This window comes from Streptomyces sp. NPDC002520 (assembly GCF_053595235.1).
This window is the reverse complement of record NZ_JBSFXG010000014.1, coordinates 82812-95442: the sequence shown is the minus strand read 5'-3', so window position 1 is coordinate 95442 and position 12631 is coordinate 82812. Positions and strand designations below refer to the sequence as shown.

The 12631-nt window shown below is 68.2% G+C and carries 15 protein-coding genes; 7 read left to right on the top strand and 8 right to left on the bottom strand.

Annotated features, from left to right (window positions below; genetic code table 11):
• Positions 1-129: 129 nt before the first annotated feature.
• Together ACWD5D_RS21065 and ACWD5D_RS21060 are read right to left on the bottom strand one after the other, a co-directional pair.
• On the bottom strand, positions 130-1512 hold the full coding sequence (locus ACWD5D_RS21065) for an aspartate aminotransferase family protein (RefSeq protein ID WP_451374254.1): 1383 nt from the start codon (positions 1510-1512) through the stop codon (positions 130-132).
• Complete coding sequence (locus tag ACWD5D_RS21060; protein ID WP_451374253.1) at positions 1497-2015, bottom strand: Lrp/AsnC family transcriptional regulator; 519 nt, start codon at positions 2013-2015, stop codon at positions 1497-1499. The genes ACWD5D_RS21065 and ACWD5D_RS21060 overlap by 16 nt, the downstream gene beginning before the upstream one ends.
• 205 nt (positions 2016-2220) lie before the next feature.
• Here ACWD5D_RS21060 and ACWD5D_RS21055 point away from each other — a divergent pair, with 205 nt between their 5' ends.
• Together ACWD5D_RS21055 and ACWD5D_RS21050 are read left to right on the top strand one after the other, a co-directional pair.
• Positions 2221-3660: a gamma-aminobutyraldehyde dehydrogenase gene (locus ACWD5D_RS21055; protein WP_451374252.1), complete on the top strand. Its 1440-nt coding sequence runs from the start codon at positions 2221-2223 to the stop codon at positions 3658-3660.
• A gap of 223 nt (positions 3661-3883) precedes the next feature.
• Positions 3884-5077, top strand: coding sequence for an ABC transporter substrate-binding protein (locus ACWD5D_RS21050; RefSeq protein ID WP_451374251.1), 1194 nt, complete (start codon positions 3884-3886; stop codon positions 5075-5077).
• A 209-nt stretch (positions 5078-5286) separates the two neighbouring features.
• Here the strand turns inward: ACWD5D_RS21050 and ACWD5D_RS21045 are convergent, their stop codons facing one another.
• The 5 genes from ACWD5D_RS21045 to crcB (ACWD5D_RS21025) form a co-directional block, all read right to left on the bottom strand.
• Positions 5287-5709 carry a hypothetical protein gene (locus ACWD5D_RS21045; protein ID WP_451374343.1) on the bottom strand — a complete coding sequence of 141 codons (423 nt, stop codon included), beginning with the start codon at positions 5707-5709 and terminating at the stop codon, positions 5287-5289.
• A gap of 281 nt (positions 5710-5990) precedes the next feature.
• Positions 5991-7154: an NAD-dependent formate dehydrogenase gene (locus ACWD5D_RS21040; RefSeq protein ID WP_451374250.1), complete on the bottom strand. Its 1164-nt coding sequence runs from the start codon at positions 7152-7154 to the stop codon at positions 5991-5993.
• A 211-nt stretch (positions 7155-7365) separates the two neighbouring features.
• Entirely contained in the window at positions 7366-7740 is a 375-nt protein-coding gene (gene crcB / locus ACWD5D_RS21035) for a fluoride efflux transporter CrcB (RefSeq protein ID WP_451374249.1), read from the bottom strand.
• On the bottom strand, positions 7737-8084 hold the full coding sequence (locus tag ACWD5D_RS21030; RefSeq protein WP_451374248.1) for a DUF190 domain-containing protein: 348 nt from the start codon (positions 8082-8084) through the stop codon (positions 7737-7739). The genes crcB (ACWD5D_RS21035) and ACWD5D_RS21030 overlap by 4 nt, the downstream gene beginning before the upstream one ends.
• Positions 8081-8518: a fluoride efflux transporter CrcB gene (gene crcB, locus ACWD5D_RS21025; RefSeq protein WP_451374247.1), complete on the bottom strand. Its 438-nt coding sequence runs from the start codon at positions 8516-8518 to the stop codon at positions 8081-8083. The genes ACWD5D_RS21030 and crcB (ACWD5D_RS21025) overlap by 4 nt, the downstream gene beginning before the upstream one ends.
• Positions 8519-8705: 187 nt before the next feature.
• On the opposite strand from crcB (ACWD5D_RS21025), the gene ACWD5D_RS21020 reads away from it, so the two are divergent.
• From ACWD5D_RS21020 to ACWD5D_RS21000, 5 genes are all read left to right on the top strand, one after another.
• On the top strand, positions 8706-8984 hold the full coding sequence (locus ACWD5D_RS21020; RefSeq protein ID WP_451374246.1) for an FmdB family zinc ribbon protein: 279 nt from the start codon (positions 8706-8708) through the stop codon (positions 8982-8984).
• Between the two features lie 87 nt (positions 8985-9071).
• Entirely contained in the window at positions 9072-9695 is a 624-nt protein-coding gene (locus ACWD5D_RS21015; RefSeq protein ID WP_451374245.1) for an AmiS/UreI family transporter, read from the top strand.
• Positions 9696-9723: 28 nt separating this feature from the next.
• Positions 9724-10974 (top strand): formamidase, encoded by a 1251-nt coding sequence (gene fmdA, locus ACWD5D_RS21010; protein WP_451374244.1) that lies wholly within the window; start codon positions 9724-9726, stop codon positions 10972-10974.
• Positions 10975-11091: 117 nt separating this feature from the next.
• Positions 11092-11619, top strand: coding sequence for a hypothetical protein (locus tag ACWD5D_RS21005; protein ID WP_451374243.1), 528 nt, complete (start codon positions 11092-11094; stop codon positions 11617-11619).
• Positions 11620-11666: 47 nt separating this feature from the next.
• Entirely contained in the window at positions 11667-11858 is a 192-nt protein-coding gene (locus tag ACWD5D_RS21000) for a hypothetical protein (RefSeq protein ID WP_451374242.1), read from the top strand.
• A gap of 70 nt (positions 11859-11928) precedes the next feature.
• Here the strand turns inward: ACWD5D_RS21000 and ACWD5D_RS20995 are convergent, their stop codons facing one another.
• Entirely contained in the window at positions 11929-12612 is a 684-nt protein-coding gene (locus tag ACWD5D_RS20995) for a glycerophosphodiester phosphodiesterase (RefSeq protein WP_451374241.1), read from the bottom strand.
• Between the last annotated feature and the right edge of the window lie 19 nt (positions 12613-12631).

Below are 12631 nucleotides of genomic sequence, written 5' to 3'. Positions count from 1 at the left end.
GCTGGGCTGATCGGTCACTGGCACGCTAGGCAGGAGCCGGACACGAGGCCGGACAGCACACGGCCCCGGGCCTCCGTTCTCACTCGAACGGAGGGCGCCGGGGCCGGTGCCGATCATCCAGCCGGATGATCAGAGCTTCGTCCACGCCTCCGTGAGGGTGGAGCGCAGGATCTGCTCGATCTCGTCGAAGGTCTCCTGGTTGGAGATCAGCGGCGGGGCGAGCTGGATGACCGGGTCGCCGCGGTCGTCGGCACGGCAGTAGAGGCCGTTGTCGTAGAGCGCCTTGGAGAGGAAGCCGTACAGGACGCGCTCGGTCTCCTCGTCGTTGAACGACTCCTTGGTGGCCTTGTCCTTGACCAGCTCGATGCCGTAGAAGAAGCCGTTGCCGCGGACGTCGCCGACGATCGGCAGGTCGTGCAGCTTCTCCAGGGTCTGCAGGAAGGCGCCCTCGTTGTCCAGCACGTGCTGGTTGAGGCCCTCGCGCTCGAACAGGTCGAGGTTGGCGATGCCCACCGCGGCGGACACCGGGTGGCCACCGAAGGTGTAGCCGTGCAGGAAGGTGTTGTCGCCCTTGTAGAACGGCTCGGCCAGGCGGTCGGAGACGATGCAGGCGCCGATCGGGGAGTAGCCCGAGGTCATGCCCTTGGCGCAGGTGATCATGTCCGGGACGTAGCCGAACTTGTCACAGGCGAACATCGTGCCCAGGCGGCCGAAGGCGCAGATGGTCTCGTCCGACACGAGCAGGACGTCGTACTGGTCGCAGATCTCGCGCACGCGCTGGAAGTAGCCGGGCGGGGGCGGGAAGCAGCCGCCGGCGTTCTGCACGGGCTCGAGGAAGACCGCGGCGACGGTCTCGGGGCCCTCGAACAGGATCTGCTGCTCGATCTGGTCGGCGGCCCAGCGGCCGAAGGCCTCCGGGTCGTCACCGAAGATCGGGGCGCGGTAGATGTTGGTGTTCGGCACCTTGTGCGCACCCGGCACCAGCGGCTCGAACGGGGCCTTCAGGCCCGGCAGGCCGGTGATGGACAGGGCGCCCTGCGGGGTGCCGTGGTAGGCGACCGCGCGGGAGATGACCTTGTACTTGGTCGGCTTGCCCTGCAGCTTGAAGTACTGCTTGGCGAGCTTCCAGGCGGTCTCCACGGCCTCACCACCGCCGGTGGTGAAGAAGACCTTGTTCAGGTCGCCCGGGGCGTAGTCCGCGAGGCGCTCGGCCAGCTCGACGGCCTTCGGGTGGGCGTAGGACCACACCGGGAAGAAGGCGAGCTCCTGGGCCTGCTTGAAGGCGGTCTCGGCGAGTTCCGTGCGGCCGTGACCGGCCTGGACCACGAAGAGGCCCGCGAGACCGTCGAGGTAGCGCTTGCCCTTGTCGTCGTAGATGTAGGTGCCCTCGCCCCGGACGATGGTCGGGACGGGGGAGTTCTCGTACGAGGACATGCGGGTGAAGTGCATCCACAGGTGGTCGTACGCGGTGCGGCTGAGGTCCTTCTGGGTCACGGTTATCGGGTTCCCCACATGTAGGTCTGCTTCTTCAGCTTCAGGTACACGAAGCTCTCGGTGGAGCGCACGCCGGGCAGCGCCCGGATGCGTTTGTTGATGACGTCCAGCAGGTGGTCGTCGTCCTCGCACACGATCTCCGCGAGGATGTCGAACGAGCCCGCGGCCATCACCACGTACTCGACTTCCGACATGCCGGTCAGCGCGTCCGCGATCGACTCGACATCGCCCTCGACGTTGATCCCGACCATCGCCTGCCTGCGGAAGCCCACGGTGAGCGGGTCCGTGACGGCGACGATCTGCATCACGCCCTGGTCCAGCAGCTTCTGGACGCGCTGGCGCACGGCCGCCTCCGACAGGCCGACGGCCTTGCCGATCGCGGCGTACGGCCGACGGCCGTCCTCCTGGAGCTGCTGAATGATGGCGAGGGAGACGGCATCCAACGTAGGAGTGCCGCTCCTGGACTCGCGGGACGAGTCCCTCTGGTCTGCGCTTCGACTGGCCACGACCTCACTGTGCACGAGACCTCGACAGTTTCGCAAGGCCCGAGCGATGAAATTCGTTGTTTCAGGCTCCGAAGCTTGCGGATTTCGCAGAAGTAGTGGCGTCAGGGGTGTTGAAAACGTGGGTCGGCCGACTAGTGTTGGGGTGTCTCAGCGACTGGACGGCCACACGGGCCGCACACGCTGCAGAGATCGAACCCTCGAACAGATCAGGAGGCCGGCAGTGAGCACCGAGCTGCGTCGTCTGCGCAACTACATCGACGGTGAGTTCCGGGACGCCGCCGACGGACGGACCACCGAGGTGGTCAACCCCGCGACGGGTGAGGCGTACGCGACCGCGCCGCTGTCCGGGCAGGCGGACGTCGACGCCGCGATGGCGGCCGCCGCCGCGGCCTTCCCGGCCTGGCGCGACGCGACCCCCGCCGAGCGGCAGAAGGCCCTCCTGAAGATCGCGGACGCGTTCGAGGAGCGCGCCGAGGAACTCATCGCGGCCGAGGTGGAGAACACCGGCAAGCCGGCCGGGCTCACGCGGGACGAGGAGATCCCGCCGATGGTCGACCAGATCCGCTTCTTCGCGGGCGCCGCCCGTATGCTCGAGGGCCGCTCGGCCGGCGAGTACATGGACGGCCTGACCTCGATCATCCGCCGCGAGCCGGTCGGCGTCTGCGCCCAGGTCGCGCCGTGGAACTACCCGATGATGATGGCCGTGTGGAAGTTCGCCCCGGCCATCGCCGCGGGCAACACGGTCGTCCTGAAGCCCTCGGACACGACCCCCGCCTCGACGGTCCTGATCGCCGACATCATCGGCTCGATCCTCCCCAAGGGTGTCTTCAACGTCATCTGCGGCGACCGTGAGGCCGGCCGCCAGATGGTCGAGCACCCGACGCCGGCGATGGCCTCCATCACCGGCTCGGTCCGCGCGGGCATCTCGGTCGCCGAGTCCGCCTCCAAGGACGTCAAGCGGGTCCACCTGGAGCTGGGCGGCAAGGCGCCGGTCGTCGTCTTCGAGGACGCCGACATCGCCACGGCCGTCGAGGGCATCGCGGGCGCCGGCTACTTCAACGCCGGCCAGGACTGCACGGCCGCGACCCGCGTCCTGGTCCACGAGTCCATCCACGACGAGTTCGTGGCGGCGCTCGCGAAGGCCGCGGCGGAGACGAAGACGGGTCAGCCCGACGACGAGGACGTCGCCTTCGGCCCGCTGAACAACCCGAACCAGCTCAAGCAGGTGTCCGGCTTCATCGACCGGCTGCCCGCCCACGCCAAGGTCGAGGCCGGCGGTCACCAGGTCGGCGACAAGGGCTACTTCTACGCGGCGACGGTCGTCTCCGGCCTGCACCAGGACGACGAGATCATCCAGAACGAGGTCTTCGGCCCGGTCATCACCGTCCAGTCCTTCACCGACGAGGACCAGGTCGTCGAGTGGGCCAACGGCGTCGAGTACGCCCTCGCGTCCTCCGTGTGGACCAAGGACCACGGCCGCGCGATGCGCATGTCCAAGAAGCTGGACTTCGGCTGCGTGTGGATCAACACCCACATCCCGCTGGTCGCCGAGATGCCCCACGGCGGCTTCAAGAAGTCCGGCTACGGCAAGGACCTGTCGGCGTACGGGTTCGAGGACTACACGCGGATCAAGCACGTGATGACGTCGCTGGACTCGTAGGAGTCAAAGGAGCCGGGCCTTCCCGGCTCCGGGCGGTCGGCGTGAGCCGGCCCCGAATGTGCGGCCCCGGACGGGTTCACCTCCCCGTCCGGGGCCGCTTCTTCGTGCCGCGCGAGGGTTCTCCGTACTGTGCGGCTGTGATCGACAAGGTGTCGGGTCCCACTCGGCGTGCTTGACGCAGCGTCGATTGTCGCTGCGTGCGGCGGCGCGGCATCCTTCGTTGGTGCCCCAGACATCCTCGCTTCCGCGTCCCGTGTCCCGCCGTTCCCTGCTGCGTGCGCTCGGCGGCACCGCCGCCCTCGGCGCTCTGGCCGGCTGCGGGGTGCCCGCGGCCTACGTGAAGCCCGCCGACCGGGCCGTACGCGACGAGTCCGCCACCGACAAGAAGCTGACCTGGGCGAACTGGCCGCTGTACATCGACACCGACGACGACAACCCCAACAAGCGGCCCACGCTGGACGCGTTCCGCGAGAGCACCGGGATCTCCGTCGACTACGCCGAGGAGATCAACGACAACGACGAGTTCTTCGGCAAGATCAGCCCCGCCCTGATGAACCACCAGTCCACCGGCCGCGACCTGATCGTCATCAGCGACTGGATGTGCGCGCGGTTCGTGCGCCTCGGCTGGGTGCAGCGGATGGACCGGGCCCACCAGCCGAACGTGGCGAAGTACCTCGACCCGCTGCTCCGTTCGCCCGCCTTCGACCCGGGCCGCCTGCACACGGTTCCCTGGCAGTCGGGCATCACCGGTATCGCCTACAACCGCCGCAAGCTGGGCCGCGAGATCCGGCACGTCTCCGACCTCTGGGCCGACGACCTCAAGGGCCGGGTCACCCTCCTGTCCGGCCTCGACGAGTCGTTCGCGCTGCTGATGCAGGGCAACGGCGTCGACATCACCAAGTGGACGGCGGACGACTTCCACCACGTCTGCGACCAGGTGGAGAAGGAGATCCACCGGGGCCAGATCCGCCGCTTCACCGGCAACGACTACACCAAGGACCTGGTCAGCGGCGACGTCCTCGCCTGCCAGGCCTACTCCGGCGACGTCATCCAGCTCCAGGCGGACAACCCCGACATCCGCTTCGTCGTCCCCGAGGAGGGCGCCGAGCTGTGGTCGGACTCCCTCATGATCCCCGACCGCGCCCGCCACAAGGCCAACGCCGAGCGCCTGATCGACTACTACTACGCCCCCGAGACCGCCGCGAAGCTCGCCGCCTGGGTCAACTACGTCTGCCCCGTCCCCGCCGCCAGGGACGTCCTGGCCGCCTCCAAGGACAAGGACACGGCCGCCCTCGCCGACAACCCACTGATCTTCCCGGACGACACCATGCGAGGGCGCCTCGCCATCGCCCGCGACATCACGTCCGCGGAGCGGGTGGAGTACGCGCAGCGCTGGAACAAGATCGTGGGGCTGTAGGGGCTGTAGCAGCCCGAGTACGGGTAGGGGGGCCGGCCACGGGAGTGGGTCCTGGGCGGCGAGCCGGGCGGCGAGTTCCGCCGCCTCCTCGGCGCAGCCCCAGGAGAGCGTGAAACCGGCCCGAGCGCCGTACGCCCACACGTGGACGGGCGGGCACCGATCACCGGTGCCCGCCCGTCGTCTGCGTCAGAGCTTTCCGCCCGTCTCCGTCAGAGCTTCCCGCCGATCTCGCAGGCCTGGCACGGCGGCCGGCCGCAGGTGCACTGCATGAGGGCGTCCAGGACGTCGTGGTCGTGGTACAGGCACTCGTCCTTGCAGGTGTGGCGCGGAATGAACCCCGCCGGGATCTCGCCGGGCCACGGCTCGTGGCCGTCCCGGCAACGGGCGAACCGCTCGGGATCGGTGGAGTGCAGGTCGTGCATCTTCGACCGTGCCTCGTCCTCGAGCTCGCGCACGCGCTCCGTCAGGCTCTTGAGCTCGGCGGCGATGCCGGAGAAGTGGTCGGTGCCGGTCCTCACGTGCGCGGCCCGCAGCGCCATCGCGGCGTTGCCCAGAAACCTGCCGGCATCCTGAAGATCGGTCACGTGATGCAACTGAATGCCATTCACGCCCCGAACCCATACGGCGTCCATGCTGCTCACTGATCCACCTTCCACTTTCCGGCGTGCACCCTTGGTCGTGTGTGCAAGACAGTATGCGCGGCGCCGGTTCCTACGCATATGGGAAAAACAATCTATTTAAGGACGCTAAGGGTATGGGGTGGACCAGTCCAGGGGCTATGGGGTGAATCCGCTCACAGGCGCGAGGGGAATTCATCCGGTGGATCTCTGTGGGATCTCCAGTGGATCTCCGCCGGATCTTCTTCAGGGATCTTCTGCTGATTTACTGCCGCTGGGTCCGGTGGCGTTATTCGTTATCCGGCGACGGTGTAGGAGCGCGCTCCCGTTCCGGCGAGCCCGCCGCCCTCGACGATCAGGTACTCCGAGCGGATGGGGCGGCCGTCGAGCCAGCACTCCAGGATCTCCCGGGCACCGGCCGAGTAGCGGGCCTGTGCGGAGAGGGTCGAGCCGGACACGTGGGGCGTCATCGCCTCGTGCGGCATGGTGCGCCACGGGTGGTCCGGCGGTGGCGGCTGCGGATACCAGACGTCACCGGCGTAACCGGCCAGTTGCCCGCTCTCGAGAGCCCGCACCACGGCGTCCCGGTCGACGATGAGCGCACGTGCGGTGTTGACGATGTACGCACCCCGCTTCATGGCGCCGATCATGTCCTCGTCGAAGAGGTTCCGCGTCCCCGGATGCAGCGGAGCGTGGATCGAGAGCACGTCGACCGCGGAGGCCAGCGAGCGCACGTCGGGATGCCAGGTCAGCCCGAGTTCCCGCTCGACCTCCTCGGGCAGCCGGTGCACGTCGTGGTAGTGCAGGCGGACGGCGAACGGCTTGAGGCGGCGCAGCACGGCCTGGCCGATACGGCCGGCGCCGAGGACGCCGACGTCCATGCCCTCGATGTCGTAGGAGCGGGAGACGCTGTCGGCGATGTTCCAGCCCTTCTTGGCGGTCACCCACTCGTGGGCCGGCATGTAGTCGTGCACCAGGGTGAGGATCTGCATGACCGCGTGTTCGGACACGCTGATGCTGTTGCTGAACGTCACCTCCGCCACCGTCATGCCGTGGTCGATGGCGCTCGGCAGGTCGACGTGGTCCGAGCCGATGCCCGCGGTGATCGAGAGTTTGAGCCGGGGAGCCGCGGCGATCCGCTCGGGGGTCAGATAGGCGGGCCAGAAGGGCTGCGAGATCACCACGTCGGCGTCGGCCAGCTCGCGGTCCAGGGTGGAGTCGGGCCCTTCCTTGTCGCTGGTCACGACATAGGTGTGGCCTCGGTCCTCCAGAAAACCGCGCAGTCCCAGTTCGCCCGAGACACAGCCGAGGAGCTGTCCCGGGGTGAAATCGATGGCCTGCGGGGTCGGTGCGGTCTGTCCGCCCGGATAGCCGGTGATGCTGGGAATTTCGTCGCGGGCGTAGTCCGGGGGGTAACCGCCCACGGGATCGGGATAGAGCACCGCAAGAATCTTTGCCATGGTCGTCCTCCGTCGGTGAGGCCGCTGAACCGGTAAACGGAGCCTGACACCGAGGAAGTTGCAATTTTAGTCGAGCGACTGTCGGTGCTTCAATCCCCGCCGACCGTGCGACAAAGGGCTACTGGATAGGCATGCGGCTGCTTTCATCGGTCCGGCGGCGGGAGTTCGGGCGCCCGGGGCGTACGGCGGCCGCCGACGCGAGCACGGCCGGCTATCCGAACACGGCCTGCGCGAGGGCCAGGCCGACGAAGACGGCACCGAGTCCGGCGATGACCGAGGCGACCACGTTGACCGCCGCGAAGAAGCGCGACCCGGCCTCGGCCAGCCGCAGAGTCTCGTAGGAGAACGTGGAGTACGTGGTCAGAGCACCGCACAGGCCGGTACCCAGGAGGAGCTGCACATCCTGCGAGGCGGCCCCGGAGAGCGCCGCACCGGTCAACACGCCCAGGATCATCGACCCGCCGGCATTGGCGGCGAAGGTGCCCCAGGGGAAGGTGGTGTCGTGGCGGGCCTGGACCATCCGGTCCGTGAGGTACCGCAAGGGGGCGCCGACGGCGCCGCCGAGTGCGACGAGCAGGAACCTCATGGGTTGTCGGCCTTGCGGCCCTCGTAGTGGATCACTTCGACCTCCTGAACGACGACGAGGCCCTCGATGGGCAACTCCTCCAGCTCCGACAGGAAGGCGCGGATCCGGTCCGCGTCGTCGACGATGACGACCACCGCCGGCAGGTCGTCGGCCATGGACAGCAGCCGTGTCGTATGGACGACCGAACCCGCCCCGAACCCCTCCACGCCGCGGAACACGGTCGCCCCGGCCAGCCCGGCCCGGTGGGCACGGTGCACGATCTCCGTGAACAGAGGCCTGTGATGCCACGTGTCGGTGTCATCGACGAAGATCGTCAGATGTAGCGCGCGACCCTTGAGTCTCATCTTGATCCCCTCATCACCTGGACGAGTGTGCGGGCGCCGACCACGCCGATCGTCACGGCGGCCATCGCCGCCACCACGGTCAGCGCCAGGTACGTCAGGGCGACGCCGGCCCGGCCTTCGCGCACCAGGCGCTCGATGTCGGCACAGTATGTGGAGAAGGTCGTGAAGCCGCCGAGGACCCCGGTGCCGAAGAACGGGCGCAGCAACGGGGGTGCGGCCCACACCTCGGTGACCGCCACCATGAACGCGCCGATGATCAGACATCCCACCGCGTTCACGCACAGCGTGGTCCAGGGGAACGCCGCCGCGCCGGTCGGCCACAGCAACGCCGCCGCGTACCGGGCGCAGGCGCCCGCCGCCCCGCCCGCGGCGACGGCGATGAGCACGTGCGCATGCCGGCGCCGGGTGTCCGCGAGTCGACGCGCCTCACCCACGGCGTCGCTCCCCTCATGAGCCGGTGGTCGCGACTCGAATGCGTCGCCACGGCCTCGGTACGGCGATTTTATCGGCACGCGTTTCAGTGACGCCCGTGCGGCGTTCTCCATGCCGTCCTCGTCCGCTTGACACGGGGTTTTACGAGACGTCTCCTGGAAGGGAGGAAAAAGGCGCCGGAGGTCGCTGATGGCAACCTACGAATATCTATGCAGAAGCTGCGGGACGTTCGACGTGAAGTTGCCGATCGGGACTGCACCCAAATCCTGGGACTGCCCTGTTTGCGCGGGCGCCGCACGGCGTGTGTTCTCTGCCCCCGGAATTGCGCGGACCTCGCCCGCGGTCACGGCGCTCCATGCCCGCGAGGAACAGTCCCGCGAGGCTCCGGCGGTGGTTTCCGAGGTGCCTCCCGGCGGGCGGCCGCGCAGGCAACCGCACCCCGCGCTCTCCCGGTTGCCGCGCCCCTGAGGGCGGTGGTCGACACGGCGATACGTTTCATGCGTCGACATCCGGACACGGACGTCCTCCCCACACGGACTTAGGAGGTGCGTCCCTGTGGCAAACGTGGGACTGCTCTTCGTCGGTGCGGTGCTCTTCATGAACGGGCTGATGCTCCTGGAAATGTTCGACGCCCGGTCAGGAGGAGTGTTCAACCTTTTCGTCGGTGCACTCCAGGTGCTGACGCCGACGTACCTCATCTTCGTCGCCGACAACGACCCGAAAAAAATATTGGCGGCGTCCGGAATCTATCTGTTCGGCTTTACCTACCTCTATGTGGGTATCTGCCTTCTGGCCGGCATCGAATCCGACGGTGTCGGCTATTACTCACTCTTTGTGGCCATCGTCGCCCTGGGGTACTCGTTCGCCAATTTCCACCTCTTCAAGGACTACCCGTTCGGAGCCATCTGGCTCTACTGGGCATTCCTGTGGTTCTTGTTCTTCCTGCTGCTCGGACTCAAGAAGGACAGGCTCCGCGTCTACGTCGGCTGGGTCACGGCGATCGAGGGCTGGGTCACCGGTGTGATCCCCGCCGCTCTGCTGCTCTCCGGCTACTGGAAGCACCCCGACGAGACCGCCATCGCACTGGGCGCCTTCGCCGTGGTGGTGTTCGGGGCGCTGTGGCCACTCACCCAGTCGTCGCGGCAGCCGACCCAGGTCGGCCCGGGTGCAACCGCGTGACCCGATCGAAAACAACGAGGAAGCTGTCATGCCCGAAGTCATCTTCAATGTGGACCAGAGCAAGTCGATGCGTGATCAGGACGTCCCCGGACACAACAGGTGGCATCCGGACGTCCCCACGGTCGCCATGGTGAAGCCGGGAGCGGAGTTCCGCATGGAGTGCCGTGACTGGACCGACTGCCAGGTCGGCAACAACGACTCCGCCAACGACGTACGGGACATCGACCTGACCATCCCTCACATGCTCAGCGGCCCGATAGGCGTGGAGGGTGCCGAGCCGGGCGACCTGCTCGTCGTCGACCTCCTCGACCTCGGCCCCGTGCCCCAGCAGTCCGGGGACGCGGCAGGCCAGAGCTGGGGCTACACCGGCATCTTCGCCAAGGCCAACGGCGGAGGTTTCCTGACCGACTACTTCCCGGACGCCTACAAGGCGATATGGGACTTCCACGGCCAGCAGGCGGCCTCCCGCCACCTGCCCGGCATCCGCTTCACCGGAATAACCCACCCCGGGCTGTTCGGAACCGCCCCGTCCGCCGAGATGCTCAGCCGCTGGAACGCGCGCGAGAAGGCGCTGATCGACACCGATCCGAACCGGGTCCCGCCGCTCGCCGTACCGCCGGACGCCAACAACGCGCTCGCCGGCACGGCCACCGGCGACCTCGCGCAGCGCATCCGCGAGGAAGGCGCCCGCACGGTGCCCGCCCGTGAGAACGGAGGCAACCAGGACATCAAGAACTTCACGCGGGGATCGAGGGTCTTCTATCCCGTACACGTCAAGGACGCCAAGCTCTCCGGAGGCGACCTGCACTTCAGCCAGGGCGACGGCGAGATCACCTTCTGCGGCGCCATCGAGATGGGCGGCTTCGTCGACTTCCACGTCGACCTGATCAAGGGCGGCATGGAGACGTACGGCATCTCCACCAACCCGGTGTTCGTCCCGGGCAACGTCGAACCGCGGTACACGGAGTTCCTCACCTTCATCGGAATCTCCGTCGACCACGACACGGACACGAACTTCTACCTGGACGCGACGCTGGCCTACCGCAGGGCCTGCCTCAACGCCGTCGAGTACTTCAAGAAGTTCGGCTACAGCGGGGAGCAGGCCTACCTCCTGATCGGCTCCGCCCCCATAGAAGGACGCATCAGCGGCATCGTCGACATCCCCAACGCCTGCTGCTCGCTGTACATCCCCACCTCCATCTTCGATTTCGAGGTCCGGCCCAGCGCCGCCGGCCCCATGAAGGCCGACCGCGGCAAGTGCGCGGTCTCCATGGCCTGACCCGACACCACCGGCCCCGTGAAGGGCGGGGCACCTCAGGGGCGCTGCGACCAGCGCCCCTCGCGGGGTGCGTGCACGTGTTTTGAACATGTTCAATTCCGGGCGTACGCTCCTGCCATGAGCGACAGAGCCGCCCAACTCAAGGGCATACGCGCCTGGCTGGCCTTCTTCGTCGTGTGTCTCGTGCTGAGCGGGGCCACCGCCTTCCCGCTGGTGCACGAACTCCACTGGACCGAGGACGTGTTGCGCGCCCTGTCCGTGCCGGAGCATCTGCCGGCGCTGACGGACTGGATCGCGCGGGTGCGTCAGGGGCTGGACGCCGTCGACGCCGAGTACCCCTTCGTGCTGTACGGCACGGACTGGCTGGCCTTCGCGCACCTCGTCATCGCGGTCGCCTTCTACGGGCCCTACCGCGACCCCGTCCGCAACATCTGGGTCGTCGAGTTCGGCATGATCGCCTGCGCCGGAATCATCCCGCTCGCGCTGATCTGCGGACCGGTGCGCGGGATCCCCTTCTGGTGGACCGTGATCGACATGTCGTTCGGGGTGTTCGGGGTCATCCCGCTGTACGTCGTACGGCAGAAGATCAAGCGGCTGGAGGCGCTGACCGCGACGGACCACCGGCTCGAACCCGTCTCGCCGTGACGCGCGTGGAGAGGGAGCATGGAGGGGAGCGACGAAGGAGGCCCGTCATGAAATCCGGAGCCTCGGATTACGACACGTGGTACTCGCGTACGCCCTCGCAGGCAGAGGGCGAGCGCGACGAGACCGGTGAGCGCTCAGTGCCCGAACAGCACCCCGACGTCCCGAGGACCCAGCCGTCCCAGGCGGAGGGCGAACGGAGCGACGACACAGGGAGCGGTGAGCGCGGCACGCGCCGGTGACCACCGACCCGCCCACCCGGCCGGGCGCTGTGCCGCGCCGGGCCGGAGGGGGGAAGGGGAGCGGCACCCCCTAGGGCTGCCTGAGCGTCTGCAAGGCGTTGATCCGGTTCGTGGTGACGGAGTCGACGCCCAGGTCGAGGAGGCGGCGCATCGAGCGGCGCGTGTCCGGGGTCCACACCGACAGCAGATAGCCGTCGTGGTGGACACGGGCCGCCAGATCCCGGTCGACCAGCGAGAAGCGGTAGTTGAGCCAGCGGGGCTTCACCGCCTCCAGCATCCCGGCCCGGGGCGGGGCCAGGGTCTTGCGGGTCAGGGCGATCTCGGCGGCCGGGTCGGCGGCGCGGACGGCGAGCATGGCCTCGGCCTCCGCCGTGTAGTACACCCGCTCCCCGGCGCCTTCCTGCCGGACGACGTCCACGACCCGCTCCGCGACCCGCCGGTCGACCCGGCCGCACATGTCCACCATCACCCGGCTGCCGTCCGTCGCCGCCAACGCCTGTGCCAGCGTCGGCACGCCTCCGTCCGTCAGCCCGCGCACCTCCTCGGCCGACAACGCGGACAGCGGCCGGTCGACCTCCCACAGCCGCTTCAACGTCTCGTCGTGCAGCAGTACGGGGACGCCGTCGCGGGTGAGCCGGACGTCGATCTCGACCGCGTCCGCGCCCCGTTCGAGCGCGCACCGCAGGGAGTCGAGGGTGTTCTCGCGGAAGAGATAGGGGTCGCCGCGGTGGGCGACGGCAGTCACGGTCTGCATGGCCCCCATTGTGACCGCG

Excerpts from the sequence above, each read along its gene's own strand:
- ACWD5D_RS21045 (WP_451374343.1), bottom strand. The coding sequence starts at position 5,709 with ATGGACGCCGTATGGGTTCGGGGCGTGAATGGCATTCAGTTGCATCAC.
- ACWD5D_RS21040 (WP_451374250.1), bottom strand. The coding sequence starts at position 7,154 with ATGGCAAAGATTCTTGCGGTGCTCTATCCCGATCCCGTGGGCGGTTAC.
- crcB (WP_451374249.1), bottom strand. The coding sequence starts at position 7,740 with ATGAGGTTCCTGCTCGTCGCACTCGGCGGCGCCGTCGGCGCCCCCTTG.
- ACWD5D_RS21030 (WP_451374248.1), bottom strand. The coding sequence starts at position 8,084 with ATGAGACTCAAGGGTCGCGCGCTACATCTGACGATCTTCGTCGATGAC.
- ACWD5D_RS21020 (WP_451374246.1), top strand. The coding sequence starts at position 8,706 with ATGGCAACCTACGAATATCTATGCAGAAGCTGCGGGACGTTCGACGTG.
- fmdA (WP_451374244.1), top strand. The coding sequence starts at position 9,724 with ATGCCCGAAGTCATCTTCAATGTGGACCAGAGCAAGTCGATGCGTGAT.
- ACWD5D_RS21005 (WP_451374243.1), top strand. The coding sequence starts at position 11,092 with ATGAGCGACAGAGCCGCCCAACTCAAGGGCATACGCGCCTGGCTGGCC.
- ACWD5D_RS21000 (WP_451374242.1), top strand. The coding sequence starts at position 11,667 with ATGAAATCCGGAGCCTCGGATTACGACACGTGGTACTCGCGTACGCCC.
- ACWD5D_RS20995 (WP_451374241.1), bottom strand. The coding sequence starts at position 12,612 with ATGCAGACCGTGACTGCCGTCGCCCACCGCGGCGACCCCTATCTCTTC.